The organism is Nocardia sp. CA-136227 (genome assembly GCF_050955695.1).
Classification (GTDB): Bacteria; Actinomycetota; Actinomycetes; order Mycobacteriales; family Mycobacteriaceae; genus Nocardia.
Genome location: NZ_CP192081.1, coordinates 603,403 through 628,676, shown reverse-complemented (window position 1 = coordinate 628,676; position 25,274 = coordinate 603,403). Strand labels below are relative to the sequence as shown.

General features: G+C 67.2%; 24 protein-coding genes. 6 read left to right on the top strand and 18 right to left on the bottom strand.

The genetic code is table 11. The features are described from left to right. Positions 1-55: 55 nt before the first annotated feature. The 12 genes from ACQP06_RS02945 to ACQP06_RS02890 form a co-directional block, all read right to left on the bottom strand. Entirely contained in the window at positions 56-538 is a 483-nt protein-coding gene (locus tag ACQP06_RS02945) for a h domain protein (protein WP_433670288.1), read from the bottom strand. Continuing rightward, the gene (locus tag ACQP06_RS02940; protein ID WP_433670286.1) at positions 535-1,359 is read right to left on the bottom strand and encodes a hypothetical protein; all 825 of its coding nucleotides are present in this window, start codon (positions 1,357-1,359) and stop codon (positions 535-537) included. Before ACQP06_RS02940 ends, ACQP06_RS02945 begins: the two co-directional genes overlap by 4 nt. After that, complete coding sequence (locus ACQP06_RS02935; RefSeq protein WP_433670284.1) at positions 1,356-2,801, bottom strand: MCE family protein; 1,446 nt, start codon at positions 2,799-2,801, stop codon at positions 1,356-1,358. Before ACQP06_RS02935 ends, ACQP06_RS02940 begins: the two co-directional genes overlap by 4 nt. Next, positions 2,798-4,024, bottom strand: coding sequence for an MCE family protein (locus ACQP06_RS02930; protein WP_433670282.1), 1,227 nt, complete (start codon positions 4,022-4,024; stop codon positions 2,798-2,800). The genes ACQP06_RS02935 and ACQP06_RS02930 overlap by 4 nt, the downstream gene beginning before the upstream one ends. Next, complete coding sequence (locus tag ACQP06_RS02925) at positions 4,024-5,283, bottom strand: MCE family protein (protein ID WP_433670280.1); 1,260 nt, start codon at positions 5,281-5,283, stop codon at positions 4,024-4,026. Before ACQP06_RS02925 ends, ACQP06_RS02930 begins: the two co-directional genes overlap by 1 nt. Then, on the bottom strand, positions 5,280-6,332 hold the full coding sequence (locus ACQP06_RS02920; protein WP_433670278.1) for an MCE family protein: 1,053 nt from the start codon (positions 6,330-6,332) through the stop codon (positions 5,280-5,282). Before ACQP06_RS02920 ends, ACQP06_RS02925 begins: the two co-directional genes overlap by 4 nt. Positions 6,333-6,334: 2 nt before the next feature. Further along, on the bottom strand, positions 6,335-7,360 hold the full coding sequence (locus ACQP06_RS02915) for an MCE family protein (protein WP_433670277.1): 1,026 nt from the start codon (positions 7,358-7,360) through the stop codon (positions 6,335-6,337). Beyond that, positions 7,357-8,598 carry an MCE family protein gene (locus tag ACQP06_RS02910; RefSeq protein ID WP_433670275.1) on the bottom strand — a complete coding sequence of 414 codons (1,242 nt, stop codon included), beginning with the start codon at positions 8,596-8,598 and terminating at the stop codon, positions 7,357-7,359. The genes ACQP06_RS02915 and ACQP06_RS02910 overlap by 4 nt, the downstream gene beginning before the upstream one ends. Positions 8,599-8,611: 13 nt before the next feature. After that, positions 8,612-9,463 carry an MlaE family ABC transporter permease gene (locus tag ACQP06_RS02905; protein ID WP_433670273.1) on the bottom strand — a complete coding sequence of 284 codons (852 nt, stop codon included), beginning with the start codon at positions 9,461-9,463 and terminating at the stop codon, positions 8,612-8,614. Positions 9,464-9,467: 4 nt separating this feature from the next. Next, positions 9,468-10,232 (bottom strand): MlaE family ABC transporter permease, encoded by a 765-nt coding sequence (locus tag ACQP06_RS02900; RefSeq protein ID WP_357282736.1) that lies wholly within the window; start codon positions 10,230-10,232, stop codon positions 9,468-9,470. Between the two features lie 322 nt (positions 10,233-10,554). Further along, positions 10,555-11,553, bottom strand: a complete 999-nt coding sequence (locus ACQP06_RS02895) for a 3-oxoacyl-ACP reductase (RefSeq protein WP_433670271.1) — start codon at positions 11,551-11,553, stop codon at positions 10,555-10,557. Further along, positions 11,523-11,711 carry a ferredoxin gene (locus ACQP06_RS02890; protein ID WP_213558270.1) on the bottom strand — a complete coding sequence of 63 codons (189 nt, stop codon included), beginning with the start codon at positions 11,709-11,711 and terminating at the stop codon, positions 11,523-11,525. Before ACQP06_RS02890 ends, ACQP06_RS02895 begins: the two co-directional genes overlap by 31 nt. Before the next feature lie 153 nt (positions 11,712-11,864). Between ACQP06_RS02890 and ACQP06_RS02885 the strand changes: the two genes are divergently transcribed. Continuing rightward, positions 11,865-13,058, top strand: coding sequence for an acyl-CoA dehydrogenase family protein (locus ACQP06_RS02885; RefSeq protein ID WP_433670269.1), 1,194 nt, complete (start codon positions 11,865-11,867; stop codon positions 13,056-13,058). 20 nt (positions 13,059-13,078) lie between these two features. Further along, entirely contained in the window at positions 13,079-14,203 is a 1,125-nt protein-coding gene (locus ACQP06_RS02880) for an acyl-CoA dehydrogenase family protein (protein ID WP_433670267.1), read from the top strand. 155 nt (positions 14,204-14,358) lie between these two features. Here ACQP06_RS02880 and ACQP06_RS02875 read toward each other — a convergent pair whose 3' ends face one another. Both ACQP06_RS02875 and ACQP06_RS02870 read right to left on the bottom strand, forming a co-directional pair. Beyond that, positions 14,359-15,054 carry a maleylpyruvate isomerase family mycothiol-dependent enzyme gene (locus ACQP06_RS02875; protein WP_433670265.1) on the bottom strand — a complete coding sequence of 232 codons (696 nt, stop codon included), beginning with the start codon at positions 15,052-15,054 and terminating at the stop codon, positions 14,359-14,361. 94 nt (positions 15,055-15,148) lie between these two features. Next, a complete protein-coding gene (locus tag ACQP06_RS02870; RefSeq protein ID WP_433670263.1) occupies positions 15,149-16,345 on the bottom strand; it encodes a glycosyltransferase in 1,197 nt (398 codons plus the stop codon). A 74-nt stretch (positions 16,346-16,419) separates the two neighbouring features. Here ACQP06_RS02870 and ACQP06_RS02865 point away from each other — a divergent pair, with 74 nt between their 5' ends. The 3 genes from ACQP06_RS02865 to ACQP06_RS02855 all read left to right on the top strand — a co-directional run bounded on the left by ACQP06_RS02865 (position 16,420) and on the right by ACQP06_RS02855 (position 19,479). Then, positions 16,420-16,854, top strand: coding sequence for a VOC family protein (locus ACQP06_RS02865; protein WP_433670261.1), 435 nt, complete (start codon positions 16,420-16,422; stop codon positions 16,852-16,854). A gap of 3 nt (positions 16,855-16,857) precedes the next feature. Next, positions 16,858-17,676 (top strand): helix-turn-helix domain-containing protein, encoded by an 819-nt coding sequence (locus ACQP06_RS02860; protein ID WP_433670259.1) that lies wholly within the window; start codon positions 16,858-16,860, stop codon positions 17,674-17,676. Between the two features lie 216 nt (positions 17,677-17,892). Continuing rightward, positions 17,893-19,479: an acyl-CoA synthetase gene (locus ACQP06_RS02855; RefSeq protein ID WP_433670257.1), complete on the top strand. Its 1,587-nt coding sequence runs from the start codon at positions 17,893-17,895 to the stop codon at positions 19,477-19,479. Positions 19,480-19,499: 20 nt separating this feature from the next. On the opposite strand, the gene ACQP06_RS02850 is transcribed toward ACQP06_RS02855, so the two are convergent. From ACQP06_RS02850 to ACQP06_RS02835, 4 genes are all read right to left on the bottom strand, one after another. Beyond that, on the bottom strand, positions 19,500-20,138 hold the full coding sequence (locus ACQP06_RS02850; RefSeq protein ID WP_433670255.1) for a hypothetical protein: 639 nt from the start codon (positions 20,136-20,138) through the stop codon (positions 19,500-19,502). Between the two features lie 32 nt (positions 20,139-20,170). Next, positions 20,171-21,166, bottom strand: coding sequence for a sigma-70 family RNA polymerase sigma factor (locus ACQP06_RS02845; RefSeq protein ID WP_433670254.1), 996 nt, complete (start codon positions 21,164-21,166; stop codon positions 20,171-20,173). A gap of 94 nt (positions 21,167-21,260) precedes the next feature. Continuing rightward, the gene (locus ACQP06_RS02840; RefSeq protein ID WP_433670252.1) at positions 21,261-22,910 is read right to left on the bottom strand and encodes an acyl-CoA synthetase; all 1,650 of its coding nucleotides are present in this window, start codon (positions 22,908-22,910) and stop codon (positions 21,261-21,263) included. A gap of 172 nt (positions 22,911-23,082) precedes the next feature. Further along, entirely contained in the window at positions 23,083-24,120 is a 1,038-nt protein-coding gene (locus ACQP06_RS02835; RefSeq protein WP_433670250.1) for an LLM class F420-dependent oxidoreductase, read from the bottom strand. Between the two features lie 214 nt (positions 24,121-24,334). Here ACQP06_RS02835 and ACQP06_RS02830 point away from each other — a divergent pair, with 214 nt between their 5' ends. Continuing rightward, a complete protein-coding gene (locus tag ACQP06_RS02830) occupies positions 24,335-25,258 on the top strand; it encodes a Zn-ribbon domain-containing OB-fold protein (RefSeq protein ID WP_433673222.1) in 924 nt (307 codons plus the stop codon). Positions 25,259-25,274 lie beyond the last annotated feature (16 nt).

Here is a 25,274-nt window from a genome sequence, read left to right as displayed (position 1 = left end):
GCAGGGCGCACAGCATTTCGCTGTGCGCCCTGTGCTTCGGCGTGCTTCCCCGGCCTCAGATCGGGGTGACCTCCGAGACGAGCCAGCGGTTGCCGCTCTTCTCCAGGTCGACCCGCACCCGGCTGCCGCTCGCGGTGGCCTGGGGGTTGTCCTTGCTGGTGGTCATCTGGTTGAGGAACAGCATCACCTTGGCGTGCTTGGTGTCGACGTCGATGACGCCGCCCGCCTGCGTGGAGGCGATGACGGTGAGCTGCTTCTCCTTGGCGCCGGGGGCGATGGATTCGTTGACGAGCTTGAGGTAGTCGTCCTTGAAGCCACCGGAGAGGTCGTCGGCGACCTTGGGCAATTCCTTGTCGACGGAGTTGAAGTTGTAGCTGAACATCGACTCGACCGTCTTGCGGGCGGCGTCCACCGAATCGGTGCGGGCGTGATCGAGCTGCTTCATGTGCCAGGCGTCGTAGCCGAACCAGCCGGCTGCCGCCAGCATGGCCACCATGACGGCCGCGATGGCCGAGATCCGGATGCGGTTCTGGTTCACGAGACGAACTCCAGCTTCGAGGCGGTGAAATGGTCACCGTCGTGGGTGATCGTCACCCGGAATCGGTAGACGCGCTGCTGCGGCTGATCCGTGCCGGCATTGGTGAGGTTCTGCTTGGCGGCGACCAGGATCTGGGCGGAGTTGTCGTCGTAGGACTCGACGGCGGTCTCCACGACCTGGCCGCTGGCCTTCACGTTCGCCTGCTTGATGACATCGGCGTAAGCATCGCTGCGGGAGGAGTATTCGTCCTTGAGCTGACCCGACGCCACGGAGAGCACCCGGTTGATGTCGTCCTTGACGGTGTCCACCTTGATGGTGGTGATATTGAGGACGGCCTGCTTGGCGGTCTGGGTGTAGTCCGCGCGCAGCTGCTCGTTCTTGTCCGCGGCGTTGTGCGCCGGAATCCAGAAGATCAGGCTGGTCGCCAGCGCGACCAGGCACAGCGCCGCGGCGGCGCCGAGCAGCAGGACCGGCCAGTTGCGGCCGCCCTTCGACTCCTCGTCGGCCGTGTCCTCGGACTCGTCGGCGTCGGCCGCGATGGCCGGGGCGCCCTCGGTCACGACCAGCGGCTCGTCGGCGGCCGAGTCGTCCGAGGCAGCTGCGGGCGCCTCGGGCGAATCATCCGCAACCGCAACCGCGGCCTTCGCCACGGGCGTGGCGTCGGCCTTGGCGAGGTCGATGGCCGCGGCTTCCACCGCGGCGCTCTCGACCTTCACGGTGGTGTCCGCTGTCACGGGAGCATCCCCGTCGTGCACGGGCGGTCCTTCTGACCGCACCGCCTTTCGCCGGTTCTTGCTGTTCACCACCGTGGGATCACTCATCGTTGTTGCTCCTGAAGCATTGTTTGCCAGTTAGCCGGCACGATGCCGGAACCATCGGGCCCGATATCGGCCTGGCGGGTGAGTACACCGTCCGGCCCGAGATACGTGCCACTCTTCGGATCGTACGTTCTCGTCGTCACACTCGCAGGCGCGGCTCCCGGTTGCCCGCCGGTCTCCAGCGAACTCGGGGTGAACGTGGGCTTGCCGTTGTTGTCCACCGGGTTCGGCTTACCGAAGGCCGGGTTGTCACCGAGCGGCTGGTAGCCCTCGGGGGCATGGCACTGTTCCACGGTCGCCGCGCGCTTGCCCGGCACATCCATACAGGGGTTGTTGCGGACACCGCGGACCACGTCCTGGGAGTTCTGCGGAATCTTGCAGTACAGCCCCTTCTGGGTCTCCGGAGTGGGCCCGGTGTAGTCGTTGGGCGAGCGCCGCTCCTCCGGTGACAGGAAACCCGTGGTGCAGCCCTTCGGGTCATTGAGGCCGATCTTGAAGTCGACCTTGCCACCGTACTCGGTCGGGCTGCCCTTGGCGAGCGTCATCAACGCACCGACCAGCGGCGGGAAAACGACCAGCAACTGCTCCACGCTGGCGTGGTAGGTGACGCCGACCTGGCCGAGGCTGACCAGGTTCTGCGCCAGCAGCGGCACGGTCGGCTTCAGGTCCTCGAACAGCTTGGTGGCCTTGTTGAGCGCACCCGGACCGTGGTCGATGACATTGCGCAGCGCCGGATCGTGCTCCCGCAGTTGATCGGTGACGGTGGCCAGGTCCCTGGTCCACCCGCGGATGGCGGAGTCGGACTCGATCTGGGTATCCAGCAGCGGGCCGATCTTGTCGATCAGATCCTTGGTGGCGTCGGTATTGGTCTTGGCCTCCTGGACCAGCAGCGACGCGGAGTCGAGCAGCCGTTCCAGATCCGGTCCGGCGCCGTTGAAGGCGACGAACGCCTCCTCGATCACCTGCTGCAGGCGGGTGTCCGCGACGCTGGAGAGCAGCCGGTCGGTGCGGTCCAGAATGCCGCCGATATCCATCGGCAGCTTGGTGCGATCGATCGGGATGACCGAACCGTCACGCAGATTGCCGCCCTGCGGGTTGTCCTTGGGCACCAGATCCACGTACTGCTCACCGATGGCCGAGACCGACTTGACCCAGGCGTCCACATCGGACGGGATCTTGAAGTCGGATTCGATGGACAGCTTGGCGTCGACCCCCTGCGGGGTCAGCACCACCGAATTCACCTTGCCCACATTGGTTCCGCGGTAGGCGACATTGGCATGCTCGTACAGACCGCCGGTAGCGGCCAGCTTCACCGTCACGTCATACCGGCCGATGCCGAACATGGCGGGCAGCTTCACGTACTCCCCACCCATCACCGTGATGCCGATGACGGTCAGCACGGTGAAGATGGCGAGCTGAATCTTGACGAAGCGACTCAGTTTCATTTGCCCGGATCCCCTTGCGGCACGGTGATTCCGGGAATGGCGGGCAGGCCCGGAATGTTCAGGCCCGGCATGCCGGGCACGGTCGGCGACGGCTGGGTCGAGGGCGGTTGCTGCTGCAGCGGAGTCTTGGCGGGATCGCCCTGATCGCCCGCTACACCTGCTCCTTGCCCGAGCGCGCCCTCAACACCGCCGAACCGTCCACCCAGCGGGGTTCCGGTCAGGAAGTTGGAATCCAGCCGGGCCGCGGTCAGATCGAAGGTGATCTTCACGTTCATGTAGTCACCGCGGATGTACCGGTCGATGTACTTGAAGGGGAACGGGAAGGTCAGCGCCATGTTCAGCGACCTGGCGAAGTTGTCGCTGGTGTTGGCGATCTGTTCCAGAGTCGGTCCCAGATCGGCGATCTCGGCCTTCAGATCGTCACCGGCGTTGTCGATGATCCGTTTGACCACCTCGCTGAGGTCACCCGCCGCGGTCAGCGCGTTGGTGATCTGCTCCCGCTTGTTCGCGAGCACGGTCAGCGCGGGATGGATGTTGTCGATTGCGCTCGCCACCCGATCCTTCTCCTGCGCAAGCGTTCCCGAGACGCGATCCAGCCCGCTCATGGCGTTGATGATGTCGGTGGTCTGGGCGTTGAGCGTCCCGACCATCTGGTTCAACTGCGGCAGCAGATCGCGAATGGAGTCGGTGCGGCCGGTGAAAGCGGTGTTCAGCTCGTGGGTGATGTTCTCCAGCTGGCTGATACCGCCACCGTTGAGCACCACCGACAACGAGGACAGCGTCTGCTCGGTGGTCGGGTACTGTCCCGCCCGCTCCAGCGTGATGGTGTCACCGTCGTGCAGCTGCCCGGTGGCGGGAACATCGGCCGGTGCGGCCAATTCGACGTGATTACTGCCCAGCAGTGAGGTCTGCCCGATCTTCGCGATGGCGTTCGCGGGCAGCTTCACGTCCTTGTCGAGTCCGATGCTGACCAGCGCGTGCCAGTCCTGCACCTCGATACCGGTGACGGTGCCGACAGTCACGTCGTTCACCAGGACCGGCGAATTGCGGGTCAGGGTGGTGACATTCGGCATCTGCACCTTGATGTGCCAAGCATCGGAACCGGTTCCGGCGGAACCCGGCATGGAGACGGTGTTGAGGCCGTCCCAGTCACATCCGGTGACGCTCAGAGCGACCGCGACACCGATCGCCAGGCCTGCCACCCCGCGGCGACGCGTATTCATCAGTTCCCTCCCGGAATGGCAAGACCCGAAAGCCCGTTCGGGATCCCGACCGGCGCCCGTTCACCCTGCGCGGCGTACCGCGCGGCGACGTCGGGCGTACTGGGCACCAGCTGGTGCGGCATCGCCGTCGCGCCCGTGCCGTCGTTCAGCAGCAGCGGCGGGTAGTTCATCGCCAGGTTCTGGATCACCGGGGCCAGGTACTGCGCGCACATCTGGGCGCTCTCGTGGCCGTTGCCGGTGGAGAGGGTGTCGATGGAGCCACAGATGAAGCTCAACGGTGAGTTGAAGCCGGCGAATACCGGATAGCCGGCGACGGTGCCCTGCGCGGGGTTGTACAGCTGATAGAAGTTCACCAGCGCGGTCGGCGCGGTGTGCAGCACCTGTTCGATCTGCGGCTTGCTCTGCACCAGTGTGTTGGTGACATCGGCGAGCTGCGCCAGGTCGGTGCTCAGCGCCCCGCCGTGCTCGTCGAGGAACTTCTTCACGTCGGAGACCGCGGAGTCCAGATTGTCCAAACCCGCTCCGAGATCACCGGATACGCCCGCCAGCACCTGCGACACCGACGCGAGCCGGCCGCCGAACTGCACGATCTGGTCGTTGCTCTTGGAGAGCACGTCCACGAACTGCTGCAGGTTCTTGATGGTGCCGAACAGGTCGGTGCGACCGTCGGACAGCGTGGTCAGCGTGGCCGACAGCTCGCGGAGGGTGTCGCGGAAGGCCTGGCCGTTGCCGTCGAGATTGTCGGCGGCGGTGTTGACCAGGCGCCCGAACGAGCCCTGCTTGTCCTCGCCGACCGGGCCGAGAGACGTTGCCAGCTTGTTCAATTCGGCCTTGATGTCGTCCCATTCGACCGGGACGGCGGTGCGCTCGAGCGGAATGACCGAGCCGTCGTGCATCTTCGCGCCGCCGGTGTAGGCGGGCGCCAGCTGGATGAACCGGGCCGACACCACCGACGGGGAGACCAGCACGGCCTTGGCGTCGGCGGGGATGTCGATGCCGCGGTCGATGGTCATCTTGACCGTGGCCTTGTCCTTGCCCGGATCCACGGAGTCGATGGTGCCCACGCGGACACCGAGAATCCGCACCTCGTCGCCCTTGTACAGGCCGACGGTGGACGGGAAGTAGGCGGTGATCTGCGGCTTGCCGATCCGGGAGACCCCGGTGTACACACCCCCGGCCACGATCGCGGCCAAGGTCACGATCGCCGCCACGCGGGTCCAGCGCGGCAGACCGCGGATTTTACTGAGCAAAGTCGTCATTTCGGCAGCTCCGTGATCAGCGGGCGAGGCTGGAGGCCGCCGCTCTGCATGTTCTTCAGCGCTTCGGGCAGGTTCTGCGGCCAGACCAGCGCGTCCGAAAGAGCCTGCAGCATCGGGCTGTTCCAGTTGACGACGTACGCCTGGAAGTACGGACCGCTGCCGACCTGCTCACCGAGCGCACTGGCGTAGGGGCCGAGCGCGTCGAGCGCGTCGGAGATGTTCTGCTTGTTCTTCTGCAGCAGCGCCAGCACCGAATTCAACTTGTCCAGCGCCGGTTTCAGCGCCGCCTGGTTGTCGTTGACGACGCCGCTGAGCTGTTTGGCCAGGCCGTTGATGTAGGTGATCAGCTGGCTGATCGCGCCCCGGCGGGCATCCAGTTCACCGAGCAGGCTGTTGCCGTCCACGAGCAGCGAATTGATCTTCGCGGCCCGATCGGACAGCACCTTGGTGACGCCCTGGGCCTTGCCCAGCAGCTCGGTCAGCGCCTTGTCGCGGGTGTTGATGCTCTTGGACAGCTGGGTGATGCCGTCCAGCGCCGAGCGCAGCGGAGCCGGCGTGTCCTTGAAGGTGGTCGACAGCGCGTCCAGGGTCTGGTTGACCCGGTCCATGTCGAGGTCCTTCACGGTGCCGGACAGATCCTGCAACGCGTCGTTGAGCGAGTACGGAGATGTGGTGCGCTCCAGGGGAATCGGCTGATCGCGCTGCAGCGCGCCGTCCCCTTCCGGAGCCACCTCGAGCGACTTGCGGCCCAGCACCGTGTTGGTCTTGATCGCGGCGGTGGTCTTGGTGCCCAGCACGATCGACTCGTCCAGGGTGAAGGAGACCTTCACCTTCGGGCCGTCCAGCGCCACTTTGTCCACCCGGCCGGACTTCACGCCGGCCACCTGGACCTGATCACCCGGCAGCAGCCCGCCCGCGTCGGCGAAGTACGCGCTGAACTGCGCGCCCGAGCGGACGAAGGGCAGCCGATCGAATTGCAGGGCGGTGAGGCAGATGCTCACGACCACGACGATGCCGATGACGCCGATATTGATGACGCGTTGTCCCATGACTATCCACACCTCCCGTCGAACTGGCTGCCAGGCAGGGCGAGACGCACGTCCTTGCCGTCGGGCCCAGTGAACATGATGTCGGTGCTGCACGCGTAGATGTTCAGGAACGATCCGTAGGCACCGATGCGGGTCAGCTTCTTGTAGGTACTCGGCAGCGCCGCGAGCACGGTCTGGAGCTCGTCGCGGCTGTCGTCGAGAGTCGTTGCCGCGCGGCCCAACTGCTCCACCGTGTTCTTCAGGTCCGGCCGAGCCGTCCGGAGCAGTTCGGTGAGATCACCGGTGGCTCCGGCGATCCGGGGCAGGGCCGCGCCGATCGGGTCCTTGTCCGCGGCCAATCCACTGACCAGACGCTGCAATTCGTCCAGGGTGGTGCCGAACGCCTTGTCGCGGTCGTCGATGGTGGCCAGCACCGTCTTCAGGTTCTCGATCACGCTGCCGATCAGGGCATCGCGCGAGGCGAGGGTCTTGCCGAAGTCACCGCCGCTGTTCAGCAGCGAGACCAGCGTGCCGCCCTGTCCCTGGAAGATCTGCAGCAGCGCCTCGGTCAGGCTGTTGACCTGGGTCGGATTCAGACCACGCAGCAGCGGTTTGAACCCGCCCAGCAGCATGTCCAGATCCAGCGCGGGCTGGGTGTGGTCGAGGTCGATGGTGCCGCCGGAGCGCAGCGCGGTCGCCGTGCCCGGTCCGTCCATCAGTTCGAGGTAGCGGTCGCCGACCAGGTTCTCGTAGCGGATGGCCGCCTTGGTGCTGGCGTAGAGCTTGTACTTGCGGTCCACATCGAACTCGACGTGCGCCTGGTGGTCCTTGCCGACGTAGACCCGGCTCACCGAACCGACCGGGACACCCGCGATCCGCACCTTCGACCCGGGCAGCATGCCCGAGGACGAGGTGAACACCGCGCGATAGCCGGTCTCGCGGGCGAACCGCATCTGGCTGAAGACGACCACCAACAGCGCCAGGATCAGCAGCATGGCGATGCCGAAAACGCTGAGTTTGACAGTGGTGGCGTGTGGTTTGAATTTCACTTCTTACCGACCCCCGGGAGCTGGTCGAACAGGATCTCGAAGACGGTCTTGGACGGATGCGGCTGCGTGGCCGGGGCCCAGATGTGGCCCTCCGAGGTATCGGTCATCAGGTAGTCGGCCTTCTGACCGCCAGTCAGCTTGTAGGTGTTCTCACAGTGCGGGCCACCGGTGGCGTTCACCTTCGGCAAGTCCTCGGGGAACGAGTACGGCGTACCGCTGGGCATGATTCCGGCGTTCATGGCGAAGGCCGGGTACCTGCCACCGATGAGCTCGTCCATCAGCGGAACGTTCATACCGAAGGTCATGATGGTGCAGTACAGCGCCGACCGGTACTCGAACAGCAGATCCGTGGTGGGCCGCAACAGGTTCAGCGACTTGATCAGATCGTTCTCGCTGGGCTTCAGCACCGAGTTCGAGGTGTCGGCCAACCCGATGAGGTTGGTCAGCAGATCATCCACACGCGCCTGCTCATCGGTAATGGTCTTACCGGTGACCTGCATGTTGTCGGTGACGCGCAGCAGATCCCCCACGGTGTCGGCGTAGGTGCCGGTCACCGAGGCGGTCTTGCGCAGATCCTCCTGCAACGTGGGCAGCGAGGGGTTGATCTGCTTGAGGAACTCGTCGCTGTCGGACAGCAGCAGGCCCAGCTTCTCGCCGCGACCCTGCAGGGCGGTGCCCAGCGCGGTCAGCGTGGCGTTCAGCTTCTCCGGCTGCACCTTGTTGAGCACGTCGCTCAAATGCTGGAACAGCGTATTGAATTCGACGGTCACGCCATCGGCCTGCACCACGGCTCCCGCGCGCAGCTGCCCCGACGGGTTCTGCGGCTCGATGAAGTTGATGTACTTCGCGCCGAACACGGTGGTGGAGTTGATGTCCACGGTCGCGTTGGCCGGCACCAGCTTCAGCTTGTCCGGATCCATGGAGAGTTCGATGCGCGCGCCCTCGGGCGTCTGGTCGATCGACTTGACCCGGCCGATCTCGACACCGCGGATCTTCACCTTGGCGTCGCGATCCATGACCAGACCCGCGCGCGGCGAATTGACGGTCACCAGAGCGGTATTCGTGAAACCGCCGGCGAAACTCACCAGGCAGAACACGACTACGGCGACCAGGCCGAGCACCATACCGGCGCCGGCCAGCCGGATCACCCACCCCTGGTCGAGGTGGCGCTTCGGCGCCGGCTTCTGGACGAACGGCGTGCCGATCGGGCTCGCCGTGCCGCCTTGTTGTTGGACCATGTTCGTCCCGCCCCTACCCGGAGAGATGGAAATTGCCGGAGGTGCCGTAGATGGCCAGCGACATCAGCAGCGTCACCGTGACGACTGCGATCAGCGAGGCCCGCACCGCATTACCTACCGCCACGCCTACGCCGACCGGTCCGCCCGCGGCGTTGTAGCCGTAGTAGGTGTGGATCAGCATGACCGCCATGGCCATGAAGATCGCCTGTGCGAAGGACCAGAGGATGTCGCTGGGGATCAGGAAGGTCGAGAAGTAGTGGTCGTACACACCGGCCGACTGCCCGTAGATCTGCACCGTCGCGAAGCGCGAGGCGATGAACGAGGCGATGACCGCCAGTGAGTACAACGGGATGATGGCGAGGATGCCCGCCAGCATGCGGGTGCCCACCAGGAAGGGGATGGGCCGGATGGCCATCACCTCGAGGGCGTCGATCTCTTCGGAGACGCGCATGGCCCCCAATTGTGCCGTGGTTCCCGCGCCCAGCGTCGCCGCCAGGCCGATGCCCGAGATGACCGGCGCCGCAATGCGAACGTTGATGAACGCCGCGAAGAAGCCGGTGAGGGCCTCGACGCCGATATTGCCGAGCGAGCTGTAGCCCTGCACGGCGATGGTGCCACCCGCGGCCAGGGTCAGGAAGCCGACGATCACGACGGTGCCGCCGATGACCGCGAGAGCGCCGGTGCCCATGGAGATCTCGGCGATCAGCCGGATGGTCTCGGTGCGGTAGTGCACCAGTGCCTTCGGCACCGAGGCGATCGAGCGCCCGTAGAACACCGCGTGCTTGCCGACCGAGTCGAGCGCGTCGGTGAAGCGCTGAAAGCGCTTGGTCACCTTGGGAAAACGAGACTGGATTACGAAAGCCATCTGATCACCGAGCCGCGAACTTGATGCTGATGGCGGTCATCACGACATTGATGACGAACAGCGCCATGAAGGCGAACACGACCGTCTGGTTGACGGCGTCGCCGACACTCTTGGGACCGCCCTTGACGTTCAGGCCCAGGTAGCACGCGACCAGTCCGGCGACGAGACCGAACAGCATGGCCTTCACCTCGGAGATGACGAGCTCCGGGAGGTGGGTCAGCAGGGTGATGCCGTTGACGAACGCGCCCGGGTTCACGCCCTGCAAGAAGACCGAGAACACGAAACCGCCCAGGATGCCGATCGCGGACACCAGGCCGTTGAGCAAGAAGGCCACGAACATCGAGGCCAGCACGCGCGGAACCACCAGGCGCTGAATCGGATCGATGCCGAGCACCTTCATCGCGTCGATCTCTTCGCGGATGGTGCGGGCGCCGAGGTCGGCGCAGATGGCCGTAGCGCCCGCGCCGGCGACGATGAGCACCGTGACCATCGGGCCGATCTGGGTGATCGCGCCGAAGGCCGCACCCGCGCCCGAAAGGTCGGCCGCACCGATCTCGCGCAAAAGAATGTTGAGCGTGAAAACCACGAGCACGGTGAACGGAATCGCCACCATCAGCGTGGGAAACATGGAGACCCTGGCGATGAACCAGGACTGATCGATGAATTCCCGTCGCTGGAACGGGGGCCGTACTGCGGCGCGAGCGACCGCGCCGGCGAGTTCGAAGAACCCTCCGACCGCCCGCAGCGGTACGGCAAGGACTTCATTCATTCCCGCTATTCCTCCTGCCCCTGCCTAGCGATAGCAACCGAAATCTGAATGTGATCTCGGTCCCGCCGAAGATTAGAACACGTTCTCATACGGTTCGGGAAGGTTTCCAATGCTTTGAACAGGCTCTCTTTCTGAACTGGTGTCCAGTTTCAAGAACATGTTCAGGTGAGCCTAACCGTCAGAGGTATGCCGCATTGTGAGGCGACACACATAGTTGATCCCCATTCCTACCAATGATCGATCTCGCGATCAACCGCGGGGTCGGGGGCCGGGTCTGTCAAGCGGACACGCGGCCCCCGCACGGGGAATCGAGGTGAAAACCTCAGCCCAGATCCTTCAGAGAGGAAGCCGAGAAAGTGGCGTCCGACGCCCGGTCCGCGAAGTAGCCGCCGAGGCTCTCGGCCAGGCCCTCACGGGTGAACTCGCCGACGGCGTCGAAGCGCTGCTCGACGACGGGGGCCGCCATCAGGGCCACCATCGGGCCGTAGACGACGAACAGCTGGCCGGTGATCTTCTCGGCCGCCGGGGAGGCCAGGAAGGCCACCAGGCGCGCGACGTGATCGGGCGACAGCGGGTCCGGGCCCTCGTCGGGGGCCGCCGAGAACACGTTCTCGGTCATGGCGGTACGCGCGCGGGGAGCAATCGCGTTGGCGCGCACGCCGACCTGCTCCAGGGCACGGGCCGCGGACAGAGTCAGCGCGGTGATACCGGCCTTGGCCGCACCGTAGTTCGCCTGACCGGCAGGGCCGAGCAGACCGGCCTCGGAGGAGGTGTTGATGATGCGCCCGTAGACGGGGGCACCGGTCTCCTTGAACTTGGCGCGCCAGTAGGCGGCCGCGTTGCGGGTCAGCAGGAAGTGCCCGCGCAGATGCACGGCGACGACCGCGTCGAAGTCCTCGTCGGACATGTTGAACAACATCTTGTCCCGGGTGATCCCGGCATTGTTGACCACGATGTCCAGGCCGCCGAGGGACTCCTCGGCGGTACGGATGATGGCATCGGCGGTGGACCGCTCGGCAATGCTGCCGCCGACGAACTCCGCCTTCACACCCAGCGCCCGGATATCGGCGAGGGTTGCGCTGACCGCGTCGTTCTCGGCAAGGTCGTTGACAATGATCGACGCGCCCGCGCGGGCCAGCTCGAGGGCTTCGGCCCGGCCGAGCCCGGCGCCGGCACCGGTAACGACGGCAACCCGGCCGGAAAGACTCACATCAGATTCGCTCACGAGGGCGACTCTAGAACGTGTTCCACCCGCCGGGCAAGGACCGGTCCCGGCGGGCGGCGCCGGCCTCAGACCAGCTTCAGCGCGGCCTTGGGGCATTGCGCCACGGACGACTCGATGTCCTTGCGGTTGTCCTCGGTGACCGCGACCTCGTTGACGTGCAAGTTGTCGTCGTCATCGAGATCGAACACGTCAGGGGCGATTCCAACGCAGATCCCGTTCGCTTCGCACTGATCGAAATCGACGATGACCTTCATAGTTCTCTCCTTCAACACAGGTTCTCTCCGAGCCTAACAAGCAGACCCCCGCCCGGAACAGCAAAGTAGCCCTAACCGGAACCAATACTGGAACATGTTTCACTCGCGTGCGATGATCGGCAGAACCGAGAAACGAAGGCTAGAGGTACTGCTATGCGTATCGCCTACACGCCGCAACAGGAACAGCTGCGTGCCGAGCTGCGTGACTATTTCACCAAGCTCATCACTCCCGAACGGCGGCAAGCGCTTTCGGCCCAGACCGGAGAGTACGGCGAGGGCAATGTCTACCGTGAGGTCGTCGAGGAGATGGGCCGCGACGGCTGGCTCGCCCTGGGCTGGCCCAAGGAGTACGGCGGCCAGGACCGGTCCACCATGGATCAGCTGATCTTCACCGACGAGGCCGCCATCGCGGGCGCCCCGGTGCCGTTCCTGACCATCAACTCGGTCGCGCCGACCATCATGCACTACGGCACCGAAGAGCAGAAGAAGTTCTTCCTGCCCAAGATCGCCGCCGGTCAGCTGCACTTCGCCATCGGCTATTCGGAGCCCGGCGCCGGCACCGACCTGGCCTCGCTGCGCACCTCCGCGGTCCGCGACGGCGACGACTGGATCATCAACGGCCAGAAGATGTGGACCTCCCTCATCGCCTACGCCGACTACGTGTGGCTGGCCGCCCGGACCGATCCGAGCGCCAAGAAGCACAAGGGCATCTCGATGTTCATCATGCCGACCGACGCCGAGGGCTTCTCCTGGACGCCGGTGCACACCATGGCCGGTCCGGACACCTCCGCCACCTACTACCAGGACGTGCGGGTCAAGCACTCCGACATGGTGGGCCCGGAGAACGGCGGCTGGGCGCTGGTCACCAACCAGCTCAACCACGAGCGCGTCGCGCTGACCTCCTCCGCGCCGCTGGCCCTGGCCGTCGCCCAGGTCACCGAGTGGGCGCGCAACACCAAGACCGCCAACGGCCAGCGCGTCATCGACCAGGAATGGGTGCAGATCTCGCTGGCCCGCATCCACGCCAAGGTCGAATACCTGAAGCTGACCAACTGGGAGATCGCCTCGCGCGCCGACCAGGGCGGCGACGCCGCGCCGCGGCCGTGGGACGCCTCCGCCACCAAGGTGTACGGCACCGAACTGGCCACCGAGGCCTACCGGGCGCTGATGGAGATCCTCGGCCCGCAGGCCTACCTGCGCCAGGACTCGGCCGGCTCGCAGCTGCGCGGCCGCCTCGAGCGCATGCACCGCGCCTGCCTGATCCTCACCTTCGGCGGCGGCACCAACGAGGTGCAGCGCGACATCATCGCCATGACCGCCCTCAAGCAGCCCGCCGCCGCGCGCTAACCGAAACCAAGGTACCCATCATGGATTTCACCCTCACCGAGGCGCAGCAGGATCTGGCCCGCCTCACCGCCGAGGTCACCGGCAAGCTGGTCACCGCCGACCGGCTGCGTGAGCTCGACAAGAACACCGACGCCGACGGCAACCGCACCGTGCGCTTCGACTCCGGCCTGTGGGACTCGCTCGCCGAGACCGGCGTGCTGGCCGCGGCCCTGCCGGAGAGCGTGGGCGGCAGCGACTTCGGCGTGCTCGAGCAGACCGCGATCCTGCGCGAGATCGGCAAGTCCGTCGCCCCCGTGCCCTACCTGTGGTCGATCGTGCTCGGCGCGGGCGCGCTCGCGCAGTTCGGTTCCGCCGCCCAGCGCGAGCTGGCCGCCCAGGCCGCGACCGGCGAGATCATCCTCACCGCCGCGCTGAGCGAGGAGCGCAACTGGGAGCCGGCCAAGCCCGTCACCACCGCCATCGCGGGCGACGGCTGGCAGCTCACCGGCCTCAAGACCACCGTGCCCTTCGCCCGCCAGGCGGCGCGAATCCTGGTGTCCGCCAGCGTCGACGGCGCCCCCGCCGTCTTCCTGGTCGACCCGTCGCACGCCTCGGTGCGCATCGAGGACCAGATCGTCACCGACCGCTCCCCCGAGGCCGAGGTCGAATTCGCCGGCACCCCCGCCGAACTGGTGGGCACCCTCGAACAGGGCGGCGAGGTCCTGACCTGGCTGCTGGAGCGGGCCTGGCTCGGCCTGGCCGCCACCCAGCTCGGCGTGGTCGAGAAGGGCCTGGAACTGGTCGCCGACTACGCCCGCGAGCGCGAGCAGTTCAACCGCAAGATCGGTAGCTTCCAGGCCGTGGCCCAGCGCCTCGCCGACGGCTACATCGACGTGCAGGGCGTGCGCCTGGCCGTGCAGCAGGCGGCCTGGCGGATCGCCGAGGGCCTGCCCGCCACCGCCGAGGTGCACACCGCCAAGTTCTGGGCCGCCGAGGCCGGACACCGCGTCGCCCACACCGTGGTGCACGTGCACGGCGGCGTCGGCATCGACCGCGACCACATCGTGAACCAGTACTTCACGGCGGCCAAGCACAACGAGTTCGCACTCGGTGGCGCGACCGATCACCTGCGCGCCCTGGGCTCCCTGCTCGCCGACGCGCAGTAGGAACGAACAGCTCCCCCGGCCCGGTTGGGCCTGGAGACTCGGCCGACCCTGCAAACGCGGCCGACGGCGAGGCGGTGGCTCCCATACCGGCCACTGCCTCGCCGTTTCCGTGTCGCCACCTCGCCGTTCTCCGTGCCGGGGAACGGTTTACGCCGTCACGGCACCAGCGGACCCGCGAGGACCTGCTTGCCCTCCGCCCAGTTCCCCTGCCAGCTGAGCGCGGCGTCGTCGGGCTCCTTGCGCGCCCACAGCGCCAGCAGCAGATCCGAGGCGGTGCCGGAGAGTTCGGCCACCGGCGCGCCCGGGCCGTAGGTCCAGCTGTCGCCGGTGTCGGTGGCGCGCACGCTGATCGCCGCGGTCGGCTCGCTCGCCAGGCCGCGCAGGATCATGCGGGGCGCGAACAGTTCGAACACCTCGGTCACGCCGTCGGAGGCGAGCGCCGGATCGAACGCCTCGGCCGCGCCCAGCGCGTCCTGTCCGTCCCACAGGTGCATGAGGGTCTCCTGCGCGCGTCGGCGCTGCCAGAAGCCGACCTTGCGCGGCATCTGCGAGGTGAAGGTCCAGGCCGGAGTCTCGGGATCGACCGACAGGGCGTCGATCATCGCCTTCGCCGTGCCGTCGTACCAGGTCCGCAGCCCTGCCGCGTCCTTGGGCGCGGGCTCGCCCTGAAAGTCGCCCCGCTGCTCCAGGACCGCCGCGGTCACCCACAGATTCCCCTGACCGACATGGTCGACCAGGTCGTAGAAGGTCCAGTCGCCGCAGGCCGGGACGGGCGCGGACAGCTCGACCTCCGGCGTGATCAGTTCGCCGAACTCGTTCAACTTCTCGCGCACAACGGCCAGGAAATCCATGCGGCTCACGCTAAACAGAGAAACCGCAGCGTGCCAGCCATATCCGGCCGGTGGCACGCGAAATTCGGCCAAACCTCCGGTGTCGCGCGGATGCTCAGGACTCGAGTTCGCGCACCGAGAAGACCCGCTCCCCCACCTGTTCGGGGTGTTCGGGCGACGGTTCCAGCTCGCGCAGCAGCGCCTCTCCGCGCGCGTCGCGGCGGATGGCGCGGCCCAGCTCGGCGGCCGCGCGATAGTGGGCCGGGGTGCGCAGGGTGTGGCGGACGGCCCGGGCGATGCGCTGCGGAGTGGCGGTGCGCGGCAAGACGATTCCGGCGTCGTGACCACGGACGCGGGCGGCGTTGTCGGCATTGTCGCGTCCGTGCGGGAGGACCACGACCGGCAGGTCGGCGGCGAAGGATTTCATCAGCGTGCCGTGGCCGCCGTGGGTGACGACCAGGCTGGCGTGGCGCATGAGCTCGCGGTGCGGGGCGTCGCGCAGGACCGACACATTGTGGGGCACACGGAGTTCGGCGGGATCGATCGCGGGGCCCGTGGTGATGACGCCGCGCACGGGTAGCTGGCCCAGGGCCTCGGAAATCCTTTGCAGGCAGTCGGTTTGATGCTGGAACGTGGTGGACAGCGCGACCAGCACCAGCGGATCGCCGCCGTCGGTCTGGGTCCAGGTGGTGTCGGTGACCCAGTCGGGTTCGTCGAGGATGGGGCCGACCCAGCGCACCCCGTCGGGTCCCTGACCCGGGAAATCGAAAGCGGCACTGGACAAGACGAGCTGGCGGCGGGCCAGTCGCGCCTGATCCTGGTAGTGCGCCAGACGTTCCAGCCCGAAATCCGAGCGCAGGGCGTTGAGCTTGGGTAGCAGCTCCTCGTCCCAGCGCCGCTGCACCAGCGAACCGACCAAGCGGTCACGTAGCCGCCCGACCGGTCCGTGCGCGGGCGTGAAGCCGGTGCCCGGCGGCGGACCACCCTCCACGGGTAGCGGATAGACACCCGGGATCAGCACCGAGAACGGCGTCTCACAGGCCTGCGCGGCGACCATGGCGCCGAAGGCGAAGAACGAGGCCAGCACCAGATCGGGCCGATTCGCGTCGATCTCGTCGGCGGTGTCGCGCGCGAACCCGGCCCCGGCCCGGAGGCGCAGCCGCGCGCCGGTCGCGGCCACCGACTCGGCCAGCGATTCCTCCGCCAGCACCGTCACCCGATGGCCCCGGCGTACCAGCCGCCGCACCACCCCCAGCTCCGGCGGAACCGTTCCCCCGCTGCCGGTGAGAGCGATCAGATAGCTGTGGCTCATCGGGCACCTCCACCGGCAACTCTCGCACGACCGATGAGTTTCCCGCACCCGCTTCGTCCTCATCAGTACATCGAATGAGAGGGGAACGCGCCACCATGCCGAGCAAGATGATCTTCATCAATCTGCCCGTCGCCGACCTGGACCGGTCCAAGCGCTTCTACGAGTCCGTCGGCTGGAAGGTGAATCAGGACTTCACCGACGGCAATGCCGCCTGCATCGTGGTCGACGACAACATCTGCGTCATGCTGCTGACGCACGAGTTCTTCACCACCTTCGGCCGCCGCCCGCTGGGCGACACCCGCGGCACCGTCGGCAGTGTCTACGCGCTCGCCCTGGGCAGCAACCATGAGGTCGACGCGCTGGTGGAGGCCGCCCTCGCCGCGGGCGGCCAGGAGGAGGTCAGTGCGGACCGGCGGGCCCAGGAGGCCGAGGTCGGCATGTACAGCCGCACCTTCCTCGACCCCGACGGCCACCAGTGGGAGCCGTTCTACATGGCTTATCCTGTGTGATCGATGCGCGCCGACAGTCCCGAGTCCGAAGGCCCCCACGGGATATCACTCGGCGCGTACCTCAAGCGGGAGCGACTCCGCCGCGGCATGACCCAGCGCGCCGTCGCCGAGGCGCTGCACATGTCCCGCAGCGGCTACGAGAAGATCGAGAACGGCCAGCGCCTCCCGCATCCCGGCATGCTCAACGCGCTGGCCGCGCTCTTCGAGATCCCGGTGAACCGGCGGCGGGTGCTGTGGTCCATCGCCACCGGCGACGACCTGTCGGTGTCGGCCGCCGCCGGAGGTTCGGTGACCGACGGCATGCTGACCTTCATGCGCAATCTGCGCGGACCCGCCTCGCTGCACCAGGTGCCGGAGAACAACATCCTCGCCGCCAATACCGCTGCGGTCCGGCTGTTCCCGTGGCTGGACCCGCGGCTCGGCTCCCGGGACCGGCCGCTCAATGTCATCGTCGCCACGATGAACGACCCGCGCGCCGGCCGATACATGGTGAACTGGGTCGATTTCATCCACCGCCTGGTCTTCGGCCTGACCGAGTATTCGCTCGCCAACACCCCCGCCGACCGGGTCCGCGAGATCCGCGAAGCCTGCCGGGCCAGCCCCGAGTTCGACCGGGTCTGGAACACCCCGTGCCCGCCCGCCGTGCTCGCCGATGACACCGTCCTGCTGCGCGACCCCGACACCGGCGCCGTCACCGAGTACCAGATCGACTGTCTGCGCTGGGCTTTCCCGCACCGCGACGCGGAGCTGTTCACGCTGTCCCCGCGCGGCATCGACCCCGCCACCGCGGATCCGGACACCTCGGACATCATCCTCTGGTGATCCGCAAATCCGCGGGCCACCCAATGCGGGTGACTTCCTGATCTTGATCTCGAGCGGCCGGGCGGCGAGGGTAGGAGAGCCGCGGGCCGGGTTCATGTCTACATGTCTGGACGGGAGGGGATCGGCCCGCGGAACACCCCCGCGCGCCCGGGCCGTGACAGCTTCCTGCCAACCGATGAACCCGCGCTCCATCCCCGCGAAAGCGAGGGTGGGCCCATGGCTTTCACTGTTGCGGACCTGTTCGAGCACGCGGTCGACGCGGTCCCGGAGCGGACCGCCCTCATCTGCGAAGACCGGCGACTCACCTACCGCGAACTCGACGACCGCGCCAACCGGCTCGCCCACCACCTGGCCGCCCGCGGCATCGGAGCCGGCGACCACGTCGGCGTCTACTCACGCAATTCCATCGAGGCGCTGGAAACGATGCTCGCGACCTACAAACTGCGGGCCGTCTCGGTGAGCGTGAATTATCGGTACGTGGCCGACGAGGTGCGCTACCTCGTCGGCAACGCGGATTTGAAAGCAATTATCCACGAAGCGAAATTCGGGGAAATCATTTCCGAGGTTCGCGAATCCGCGACCGGCCTCACCGAAACCCTCGCCATCGGACCCGATTACGACGACGCGCTGGCCGCGCACTCTCCCGACCGGGATTTCGGTCCCCGCAGCGGCGACGATCTGTACATCCTCTACACGGGCGGCACCACCGGCCTGCCCAAGGGCGTCATGTGGCGGCATGAGGACGTCTGGCGGGCACTCGGCGGTGGCATCAACCATGTCACCGGCGAATACGTCTCGGACGAATGGGCATTGGCGGCCGATGCCCGGTCCGCGCCCGAGGGCATCGTCATGGCCCCGCTCTCGCCGCTCATCCACGGCGCGGCCCAGTGGGCGACGTTCCTCGCCCTGAACTCGGGCGGCACAGTGGTTTTCGTGCCACAGTTCGACGCCGACGAGGTCTGGCGGGTGGTGGCGAAGCACCGGGTCAATGTGCTGACCGTGGTCGGCGACGCCATGGCCAAGCCGCTGCTCGAGGCGTATCACGCGGGGCGGTACCAGGTTCCGTCCCTGTGGGCGTTCAGCAGTCACGCCGCGCTGTTCTCGCACTCACTGAAACAGCAGTACCTCGCGACCTTCCCGAATCTGTTGGTCACCGACGTGATCGGGTCGTCGGAGAGCGGCAGCACCGGACTGTCCACGGTCACCAAGGATTCCGACCACACGCAGGGCCCGCGGGTCAAGTTCGGGGCGCAGTCCGCGCTACTGGACGACGACGGCCGCCTCGTGCCGCCCGTCCCCGGAGCCGTCGGCCGGATGGCGCGGACCGGGCACGTGCCGATCGGGTACTACAAGGACCCGGAGAAGACGAAGACCATCTTCGTCGAGGTCGACGGCAAACGGTATGTGGCGCCGGGTGATTACGCCCGTTACGAGGCCGATGGCACCGTCACCCTGCTCGGGCGCGGCTCCGAGTGCATCAATACCGGTGGCGAGAAGGTGTTCCCCGAGGAGGTCGAGACGGCGCTCAAATCGCACCCGGACGTCTTCGACACACTGGTGATCGGCATCCCGCACGAACGGTTCGGGCAGACCGTCGCCGCGGTGGTGCAGCCGCGGACCGGGACCGCGATCGATCTCACCGCACTCGACGCCCACGTGCGGACCAAGGTCGCGGGATACAAAGCGCCACGCGGCTATTGGCTGGTCGGCACGGTCATGCGGCAGCCGAGCGGCAAGGCGAACTATCCCGCCGCCAAACGGTTCGCGGCCGAGCACCCCGAGGACCTGCGCACACCCCGCTGATCAGCACCGTGGCCGGCTGATCAGCCCAGCAGCCCGAGCTCCCGCACCCGCACCCCGAGTTGGAAGCGGGTGCTCACCTCGAACCGAGTCATGAGCTGGGCGACATAGCGCCGGTAGGTGCGCAGCGACACCCCCAGTGCCCGGGCCGCGGTCTCGTCCTTCGCCCCGGCGTACAGCTGCTCGACCACCGCGAGCGCCACCACGTCCAGGCCGTCCCGCACCTCCAAGTGGTCGTGCAGGTCACGCGCGGAATGCCAGGTGCGGGTGGCGAACTGGTGCACCACCCCGAGCAGCGCGGGTTCGGCCACCAGGTATCCGCGCGGCGCCTCCCCCGGCGCGGCCGACCACAGCGCCGCCCGCTCACGATCGACGATCAGCGCATTGCAGAACTCGGTATCGGTGACCCGGATCCGCGAGCCGAGAGTGAACTGGCGTAGCACCGACTGGCGGCCCCGGCTGCTCACGTACGCGGCCGACAGCAGCACCCGCACCTGTTTCCCCGCCTCGTGCAACTGCCGGAAAACCGTGTCCTCCGCGCGGTATTCGGTCTCCGGCCGCACCGGGCGGGCGATGGCCATGACGGCCTCGTGCCGTGCCCCCACCAGCATGCGGCGCAGGTTCTGCGCCCACCGCTCGTCCGCGTGCAACTCGACCGTCATGCGCCCCTCCCCGGACTCCCTTGGCGGAGAGCCTAGTTCGGGCGAAGCTCCATGGGGAGGCCGAAGAGGGGGAACAGCTTCTCGGTGTCGAGGAAGAAGGTGAGGCCGGAGATGCGGTCGCCGGAGAGTTCCAGCGTGGTGATGGACCACGGGATCCAGACGCCGGGCTCGTCGCCGGGCTTGTAGTGGCCGAAGGCGGGCAGGCCGTTCGCGCCCTCCAGCGGCACCATGCGGGAATCGCGGCAGGCCTGGCCGGTGCCGAGCATGAAGGCGGCCACGTTCTCGGGGCCGGACACCCACAGCGAGAACGGCGGCATGGACAGGGCCACATCGGCTTTCAGCAGCTCGGTCAGGGCGCTCATGTCGTAGGCCTCGAAGGCCTTCACGAAGTCGTCGACCAGCTTGCGCTGCTGCTCGTCGCGCTCGTCGAAGGGATCGGAGACGGTGGCGGTCTCCTGCACCTTCGACATGGTGGCGCGGGCGCGCTGCAGGGCGCTGTTCACCGAGGCGGGCGAGACGTTCAGCATGTCCGCGGTCTCACCGGCGGAGAAGCGCAGCACCTCACGCATGATGAGGATGGCGCGCTGGCTGGCGGGCAGGTGCTGCACGGCGGCGACGAAGGCCAGGCGCAGGGTGTCCTTGGTGCTGGCGGCCTCGGCGGGGTCGGCGCCGAAGGCGAGCGCGTTCGGAATCGGTTCCACCCACACGTAATCCGGCTCCGGCGCGGGCAACTGCGAATCGGGAGTCGAAGGTCCGTTGAGGTCCATGGGCCGGGCCCGGCGCTGCGGGCCGTCCAGCATGTCCAGACAGACATTGGTGGCGATCTTGTACAGCCAGGAGCGGACGCTGGCCCGGCCCTCGAACGAGTCGTAGGACTTCCAGGCCCGCGTGAAGGTCTCCTGCACCGCGTCCTCGGCCTCGAACGAGGACCCGAGCATTCGATACGCGTAGGCGCACAGTTCGCGCCGATGCCCCTCGAAAGTCCGCAGTACGTCATCCGATACGGTGCCGCCCACCTTCTCGCTCATGCCAGACAGCCTGACACAACCCACCGACAACAAACACCCATCGAAACGATCAGTGCCCGCCTGCGACGGCAGGCGGGCACTGACTTCTCATGACCTACTTGGTGGTCGGGGCCTGGGCGTGGTCGTCGGCCTCGCGGGCCTCGGTCTGCGCCTTGGCCCACTTGTAGTCGGGCTTGCCGGCGGGCGAACGCTTGATCTCGTCCACGTACCACAGGCTGCGCGGCATCTTGTAGGAGGAGATCTCCTTGACCAGGGTGGGACGCAGTTCCTCGAGGGTCGGGCGGGTGCCGTCGGTGCACTGCACGACCGCGACGACGCGGTGGCCCCAGCGCTCGTCGGGAACGCCCACGACCAGCGCGTCGAAGACGTCCGGGTGCGCCTTGAGCGCGCCCTCGACCTCTTCCGGGAAGATCTTCTCGCCACCGGAGTTGATGGACACCGAACCACGGCCGAGCATGGTGACGGTGCCGTCCTCCTCCACCCGGGCGAAGTCGCCGGGGATGGAGTAGCGGACGCCGTCGAAGGTCTTGAAGGTCTCGGCGGTCTTCACCGGGTCGTTGTAGTAGCCGACCGGAATGTTGCCGGTGCGCGCGAGCAGGCCGACCTGGCCGGAGCCGGCGACGACCTCGTTGCCTTCCTCGTCGATGACCTTGGTGGACCCGTCGATCTTCACCCGCGGGCCGCCGGTGTGGGTCGCGCCCTTGGTGGCCACGGCCAGACCGCCGAAGCCGGTCTCGGAGGCGCCGATGGAGTCGGTGATGAGCGCGTTCGGGAACTTCTCGATGAACTGGTCCTTGAGCGCCGGCGAGAACAGCGCGGCGCTGCTGGCCAGCACCCACATGCTCGAATGCTGGTACGGCTGGCCGGTTTCCGGGTTGCCCTGGGCCAGCGCGTCGAGCAGCGGGCGAGCCATGGCGTCACCGACGATGAAGATCATGTTGACGCCGTGGCGCTCCACGGCCCGCCACACGCCGTGCCCGCTGAACTCGGGCAGCATGACGGCGGTGCCGCCGTCGAACAGGCTGTGCAGGGTGGCGGTGAACGCGCCGCCGTGGATCAGCGGCGGGATCGGGTAGCGCACCATCGGCGCGTTGCCGCTGGCGCCGCCCTTGGCCTGCTCCCACTCGTCCTCGATGAAGACGCCGGTGTAGAAGTTGATGCCACCGCCGAGGACGCGCCACCAGTCCTCCTGGCGCCACATGACGCCCTTGGGCATGCCGGTGGTGCCGCCGGTGTAGATCATCATGATGTCGTCGGAGGAGCGCTCGTCGAAGTCGCGCTCGCCGTGCGAGCCGGCCAGCACCGCTTCGTATTCGCCCGCGCCGGGGGGCAGCGGCAGGTCGGTGCCGTCCTCGACGGTGACGACCGACTTGATCTTCGGCGTGTTCGGCAGCACGTTGGCCACCTTGTCGGAATAGCGACGCTCGTGCAGCAGCGCGACCATGTCCGAGTTCTCGAAGATGTACTGCAACTCGTTCTCAACGTAGCGGTAGTTCACGTTGATCATGACTGCCCGCGCCTTGAAGATGGCCACCATGGCCTCGACGGCCTCGATGGTGTTGCGCGAGTAGACGCCGACCTTGTCACCCGGCTGCACTCCCTGTTCCTGCAGGTAGTGCGCCAGCCGGTTGGCACGGTCCTCCAGCTCGGCGTAGGTGACCGAGCGGGTGTCGTCAACCAGCGCGACACGTTCCGGCATGAGGTCGATGGTGTGCTCGACAAGGTCCGCAATGTTGTAGCTCACAGGGACCAAAATAGAACGTGTTCTTGTGTGTGACAAGCCACTGTTTTCGCTCACGTCCCGCTGAGCGGACGTGCCCCCGCTCTCACAGTACGGCGACGTACGTCCCGCGGGGGACAAACGAGAAGAGCGCACCCCGCTCAGCGAGGCGCGCTCCGCACCGGATCACGACCGATTACGACTCGATGAGCGGCTTCAACCGTTCGAACTGCTCCACGTCGCGGACGCCGACCAGCATCATGGTGACGCCCGCCTGCTCCCACACCTTCAGCTGCTCACGCACCTGCGCCTCGTTGCCGATGATGGTGGTGTCGAGGATCAGCTCGTCGGGCACCACCGCCGCGGCCTCCTCCTTGCGGCCGGTGCGGAAGAGCCGGGTGATCTCGTCGACCTGCTCGCCGTAACCCATGCGCCGGTACACCTCGGCGTGGAAGTTGAGCTCCTCCGCGCCCATGCCGCCGATGTAGAGCGCCATGAACGGCCGCAGCCGATCCAGTTCGGCCTTGGGGTCGTCGGTGAGGATGACCTGCGCGGTGGCCGCGATCTCGAAGTCCTCGCGCGAGCGCCGCGCGCCCGGCCGGGAGAAGCCCTCGTCGAGCCATTCGTTGTACATGTCGGCCAGCCGCGGCGTGTAGTAGATGGCCAGCCAGCCGTCCGCGATCTCCGCGGTCATCGCGACGTTCTTCGGGCCTTCGGCGCCCAGCCAGATCGGGATGTCCGAGCGCAGCGGGTGGGTGATCGGCTTGAGCGGCTTGCCGAATCCGGTGGCGCCCGGGCCGTTGTAGGGCAGCGGATAGTGCGGGCCCGCACTGGTCACCTTGCCCTCGCGGGCGAGCACCTGCCGCACGATCGAGACGTACTCACGGGTGCGCGCGAGGGGCTTGCCGAAGGGCTGGCCGTACCAGCCCTCGACCACCTGCGGGCCGGAGACGCCGAGCCCGAGGATGTGCCGGCCACCGCTGAGGTGGTCGATGGTCAGCGCGGCCATGGCGGTCGCGGTGGGGGTGCGGGCCGACATCTGCACCACCGAGGTGCCCAAACGCACCCGGCTGGTGTCGGAGCCGTACCAGGCCAGCGGGGTGAAGGCGTCCGAGCCCCACGACTCGGCGGTGAAGACGGCGTCGAATCCGGTCTCCTCCGCGGCCGCGATCAGCTCCCGCGTGTTGGCGGGCGGCTGCGCGCCCCAATATCCCAGTTGCAAGCCAAAGCGCATTACTGGATCTCCTTTCGCACCAGAGCGGAGCGCTCCATGGTTACGCTCCGCTGCCTCCTCCGCGCCTGACCGCTCAGGCGCGGAGGTTCCTTCCTAGAACATTCGGGACCGGTCGTCAGGGCCGCAGCCCGTACTCTTGCCACCGTCACTAGAACCTGTTCTACTCGATCTCGTGACTCTGGGGAACACCGAAGTACTGTCCGCACCGCTGCGGATGCAATTCGACTACACCCGCTCCACCGGTCCGACCATCGGGCGCTTCCTCACGGAACTGCGTGCCGGCAAGGTCATCGGGGTGCGGGGTTCCGATGGGCGCGTGATCGTGCCGCCCGCGGAATACGATCCGAAGACCGCCGAACCGCTGACGGAATTCGTCGACGTCTCCGACGTCGGCACCGTGCAGACCTGGTCCTGGGTGGCCGAGCCGCTCCCGAGCCAGCCGTTCGACCGGCCCTTCGCCTACGCGCTGATCAAGCTGGACGGCGCCGACACCGCCATCCTGCACGCGGTGGATGTGGCGAGCCCCGCCGACATCAGCACCGGCATGCGCGTGCGGGCCCGCTGGGCGGCCGAGCGCACCGGCGACATCCACGACATCGTGGCCTTCGAACCGGGCGAGACCTCCGCCCCCGCACCGGCTTCCACCGCCGACGCGGATCCGGTCACCGGCATCGTGACCCCGGTCGACTTCTCGATCAAGCACACCGCCGCACCGCAGGAAGCCGTCTTCCTGAAGGGCCTGATGGAGGGCAAGCTGCTCGGCGCGCGCGCCAACCTCGACGGCAAGGTGTACTTCCCACCGCGTGGCGCCGACCCGCGTGACGGCTCGCCGACCGACGACTTCGTCGAGGTGTCCGACAAGGGCATCGTGACCACCTTCTGCATCGTGAACGTGCCGTTCATGGGCCAGCGCCTGAAGCCGCCGTACGTGGCCGCCTACGTGCTGCTCGACGGCGCCGACATCCCGTTCCTGCACCTGGTGCTCGGCGTCGAGGCGAACGAGGTCCGGATGGGCATGCGGGTCGAGGCCGTCTGGAAGCCGCGTGAGGAGTGGGGCCTGTCCATGGCCAATATCGACCACTTCCGGCCCACCGGCGAACCCGACGCCGACTACGACAGCTTCGCGCACCACCTGTAGAGAGGCGCTGAAATAC

Excerpts from the sequence above, each read along its gene's own strand:
- ACQP06_RS02940 (WP_433670286.1), bottom strand. The coding sequence starts at position 1,359 with ATGAGTGATCCCACGGTGGTGAACAGCAAGAACCGGCGAAAGGCGGTG.
- ACQP06_RS02935 (WP_433670284.1), bottom strand. The coding sequence starts at position 2,801 with ATGAAACTGAGTCGCTTCGTCAAGATTCAGCTCGCCATCTTCACCGTG.
- ACQP06_RS02930 (WP_433670282.1), bottom strand. The coding sequence starts at position 4,024 with ATGAATACGCGTCGCCGCGGGGTGGCAGGCCTGGCGATCGGTGTCGCG.
- ACQP06_RS02925 (WP_433670280.1), bottom strand. The coding sequence starts at position 5,283 with ATGACGACTTTGCTCAGTAAAATCCGCGGTCTGCCGCGCTGGACCCGC.
- ACQP06_RS02920 (WP_433670278.1), bottom strand. The coding sequence starts at position 6,332 with ATGGGACAACGCGTCATCAATATCGGCGTCATCGGCATCGTCGTGGTC.
- ACQP06_RS02910 (WP_433670275.1), bottom strand. The coding sequence starts at position 8,598 with ATGGTCCAACAACAAGGCGGCACGGCGAGCCCGATCGGCACGCCGTTC.
- ACQP06_RS02905 (WP_433670273.1), bottom strand. The coding sequence starts at position 9,463 with ATGGCTTTCGTAATCCAGTCTCGTTTTCCCAAGGTGACCAAGCGCTTT.
- ACQP06_RS02900 (WP_357282736.1), bottom strand. The coding sequence starts at position 10,232 with ATGAATGAAGTCCTTGCCGTACCGCTGCGGGCGGTCGGAGGGTTCTTC.
- ACQP06_RS02895 (WP_433670271.1), bottom strand. The coding sequence starts at position 11,553 with ATGCCCCAAGGCCGCGCTGAAGCTGGTCTGAGGCCGGCGCCGCCCGCC.
- ACQP06_RS02890 (WP_213558270.1), bottom strand. The coding sequence starts at position 11,711 with ATGAAGGTCATCGTCGATTTCGATCAGTGCGAAGCGAACGGGATCTGC.
- ACQP06_RS02885 (WP_433670269.1), top strand. The coding sequence starts at position 11,865 with ATGCGTATCGCCTACACGCCGCAACAGGAACAGCTGCGTGCCGAGCTG.
- ACQP06_RS02880 (WP_433670267.1), top strand. The coding sequence starts at position 13,079 with ATGGATTTCACCCTCACCGAGGCGCAGCAGGATCTGGCCCGCCTCACC.
- ACQP06_RS02875 (WP_433670265.1), bottom strand. The coding sequence starts at position 15,054 with ATGGATTTCCTGGCCGTTGTGCGCGAGAAGTTGAACGAGTTCGGCGAA.
- ACQP06_RS02870 (WP_433670263.1), bottom strand. The coding sequence starts at position 16,345 with ATGAGCCACAGCTATCTGATCGCTCTCACCGGCAGCGGGGGAACGGTT.
- ACQP06_RS02865 (WP_433670261.1), top strand. The coding sequence starts at position 16,420 with ATGAGAGGGGAACGCGCCACCATGCCGAGCAAGATGATCTTCATCAAT.
- ACQP06_RS02860 (WP_433670259.1), top strand. The coding sequence starts at position 16,858 with ATGCGCGCCGACAGTCCCGAGTCCGAAGGCCCCCACGGGATATCACTC.
- ACQP06_RS02855 (WP_433670257.1), top strand. The coding sequence starts at position 17,893 with ATGGCTTTCACTGTTGCGGACCTGTTCGAGCACGCGGTCGACGCGGTC.
- ACQP06_RS02850 (WP_433670255.1), bottom strand. The coding sequence starts at position 20,138 with ATGACGGTCGAGTTGCACGCGGACGAGCGGTGGGCGCAGAACCTGCGC.
- ACQP06_RS02845 (WP_433670254.1), bottom strand. The coding sequence starts at position 21,166 with ATGAGCGAGAAGGTGGGCGGCACCGTATCGGATGACGTACTGCGGACT.
- ACQP06_RS02835 (WP_433670250.1), bottom strand. The coding sequence starts at position 24,120 with ATGCGCTTTGGCTTGCAACTGGGATATTGGGGCGCGCAGCCGCCCGCC.
- ACQP06_RS02830 (WP_433673222.1), top strand. The coding sequence starts at position 24,335 with ATGCAATTCGACTACACCCGCTCCACCGGTCCGACCATCGGGCGCTTC.